General features: G+C 29.2%; 3 protein-coding genes and 2 pseudogenes. 4 read left to right on the top strand and 1 reads right to left on the bottom strand.

What is annotated here, in order from left to right; genetic code table 11:
• A pseudogene (locus SINDD18_RS11025) lies at positions 1 to 529 on the bottom strand (hypothetical protein); the annotation flags it as partial.
• Between the two features lie 119 nt (positions 530 to 648).
• Between SINDD18_RS11025 and SINDD18_RS08100 the strand changes: the two are divergent.
• From SINDD18_RS08100 to SINDD18_RS10890, 4 genes and pseudogenes are all read left to right on the top strand, one after another.
• Positions 649 to 1056 (top strand): hypothetical protein, encoded by a 408-nt coding sequence (locus tag SINDD18_RS08100; RefSeq protein ID WP_241497363.1) that lies wholly within the window; start codon positions 649 to 651, stop codon positions 1054 to 1056.
• Between the two features lie 3 nt (positions 1057 to 1059).
• Positions 1060 to 2229 carry an FtsK/SpoIIIE domain-containing protein gene (locus SINDD18_RS08095; protein ID WP_061863772.1) on the top strand — a complete coding sequence of 390 codons (1170 nt, stop codon included), beginning with the start codon at positions 1060 to 1062 and terminating at the stop codon, positions 2227 to 2229.
• On the top strand, positions 2226 to 2762 hold the full coding sequence (locus SINDD18_RS08090) for a hypothetical protein (protein ID WP_061863771.1): 537 nt from the start codon (positions 2226 to 2228) through the stop codon (positions 2760 to 2762). Before SINDD18_RS08095 ends, SINDD18_RS08090 begins: the two co-directional genes overlap by 4 nt.
• A gap of 102 nt (positions 2763 to 2864) precedes the next feature.
• A pseudogene (locus tag SINDD18_RS10890) lies at positions 2865 to 3040 on the top strand (ISL3 family transposase); the annotation flags it as partial.

The following is a 3040-nucleotide window of genomic DNA, read 5'->3' as shown; positions in this document are numbered from 1 at the left end:
TTGTAGTATACAAATTACTAAAATAATTAGCATGTCTTTCAAAAAACTCTTCCTTGTAATGATTGTATAAAAGTTGCATAGCTAATAAACTATTCTCATTATCCTTATCAATCTTGAGATTTGGAAATAATAAGCTAATTCCATCACCATATTTATTTTCCCATTCTCTAATAGCTAAGTCATAAGCATGAGGGACATAGTAACTCAAAGATTTTTCAATTAACTCTGTTTTTTTCTTTAAAAGATAATTCATACCTGCAAAAAACAACATTCCGAAATAAGATTCACGTTCTATTTTATTTCCCCAAATTAAAGTATATGAATCTGTAAACCTTAAATTTTTAACAATTTCAAAAGCATAGGTTGGTGTCAAAAGATACGGATTTTTTTTATATCTTTTATTATTTACAATATTACTAACAACATTAGGGTCATTTAACAAAATATCAATATTTTGCAATTTTTTATCTTTTTTTCTATATTTCACGCGTTGACTAATCATTCTATAAATTTCTTCATCTAATTTCATGTAGTACCTCTTTTCTTTAATTGATACTACTAGTATAACATAAAACTTGGGTGGTTTCTAGTTTTTAATCCAATTTTTTTAACGCAATCCAAACCCAATATTTTAGCTATAATGGACTTATGATAGTTGATAGCTATCAAAAAAAATTAACAAAGGAGGTACCAGTGATGGTATTTTTCAAAAAAGTAAATGGTTATAGTTCTAGTCTAGCAGAAGAGGCTCTTTCAGATGAAGTTGTTAAGTTGGTAGGTAAACAAATTGAGACTCAATATGAATTCGAAAAAACTGGTGAAATTGTTAAGGGTAAAGAAAAAATGAAACGTACTGATAAAATTTTAGGTTATCAAATTTACGTTGCAACTGACAATCACAATCCTTTCAAAGTCAAGTTTTTACCTGAGAATAAACCAGTTCTGTCTAAGATTGATATCGGAGATATTGTTGAATTTGAAGACTTAGAAGCATTTGAGAATAAATTTGGACAGCTATATTTCAGGGCAAAAGATATTAAGAAGAAAGGAAAATAATGCATGGCTTTTTTAATTAATAAAAGCCAAACTCAGAAAGTGTCAGAAGCGGTTATTTCTGACACTACTGAATTTGGTAAAAATAAATACGAGTTAGAACAATTTATTCTTCGAAATTTGAATAATGCTCTCAATATTAATGATGAATCATCTTATTTAAACTCATTTGATATAAAAGTTCTGAGTAATGATACTGGATTTTTATTCATTCCAAATTTACCTGTATCGTATCCGATTGATACGAAATTGTATTTTGATTTATATGCAATTTGTTCTGGTATTCTATATCCTTTTAAAACGCTATTAACTCAAAATAATGCATACTTTATCTCATATGATACAACTAACGAAAATCAAGCACGTGCATTTTTCTTTCCTTGGATTGACGGGATACCCAAACGTTTAAAGATAGGTAATTTACAAACTTTTATTAAAGAAAAGGTATCAGAGAAACATATTCCGATAATGTCAAATACTGTATCAATTGATATGACAAAAGTAGTCCATCTTGCAATAAGCGGTTCCAGTGGTTCAGGGAAAACTCATTTTGTTCAATATCTCATCCACTGTTTAAAATCAATCACAAATCAAATCATCTGTATTGACCCTAAATTGTCAGATATCTTTTTATTAGCTAAGGAGCTAAATTTAGAAGTGTTCTCTCCAATCAAGGGTTCAAACTTGAATAGTTTTATTACCGAAGTCAACGAATTATTAGCTCGTATCATTCATAAGATATACGAACGTCAAGAAACATTACTAACAAAACCAGAAACTCAGTTTGAACGTATTTATATTGTTATTGATGAGCTGTTAGCATTGGTACAAGGTAGTTCAAAACAAGCACGTGAAGCATTTTCTCAGTTACTAGGAACAATTGCTTTACTTGGTAGGCAAACAAATATTAGTCTAATTTTATTAAGTCAACGATTTGATGCAACTGCTTTTGGAGGTAATACAGCAGTACGTGAACAAATTAACTGTATTTGTATCTTAGGTGAGATAAATGCGAATACTTGCCAATTTTTGCTACCCAACACTAATGTCGATAATATTGTAGTTCCTACTGGAATTGGTACAGGTATTATCAAGTTTACAGATAGCGAACACAGAACTCACATTATGCCCTTGTTAACCCCAACATATGATATTAGAAAGGAAAAAGGTACATGAGTAATTATTTCAATAAATATAATGTAATTAATTTTACAATTTTTATTTCATTAATATTCTTCATTTTTGAACGTTTAGCTACATTTTTCATTTTTCAAACACATTTAGAAACATTTTTTAATTTTATTGTTTTTATTTCAGTATTACGTTTAATTGCAAGTTTATCATTTTTATTATTACTATTCATAATTAATATAGATTTTGCATTTCGGAATGCTGAGTTTGATTATTTCAGGAATAGCATCAAATCATACGTCGCGACATGGCAAATGAGACGATTTTGTAGACAGATAAATGTAGAACCAAGTCTAGAAGAATCTTCTCGCTACAGTAATTCAAAACAAGAAATTATCAGAAAAGCGAATCGTTCTCTACTGACATTAACTGTCATTTACTATAAAGACAGGGCTGTTGCAAAATGGACTTTCCCAGCAAATTGTGAAAGTTATAATATTATGGAAGAATTATTGGCACAAGCAAAAAGAGAATTAAACCAGCTAGACAGTAATTACTTATGGTTCTATAATTTTTAGGGTTGATGGAAATTTTCCACCAACCCTATTTTAGTGTATACAAAAAGGCCAACATCCATTATATTAAAATCGCCAAACCTAATACAAAAGGATGATGACCATATGAACAATATACTAGAAGCTACGCTACAAATCAAAGATAAAAACATTATTTGGGATAATAAAGTTCAAGAGAAGATATTTAAAAAGAGAAAATCGTTATTTTATTCAGCTACATATACGCATAAGCCAGAATTTTGTACTGCCTGTGGATGTGTTAGCCAAAATAATAATATCGT

Origin of the sequence: Streptococcus infantis (genome assembly GCF_001579645.1) — a bacterium.
In the GTDB taxonomy this organism is placed as follows: domain Bacteria; phylum Bacillota; class Bacilli; order Lactobacillales; family Streptococcaceae; genus Streptococcus; species Streptococcus infantis_E.
The sequence above is the reverse complement of the archived record's forward strand: the minus strand, read 5'-3'. Positions and strand labels throughout refer to the sequence as shown.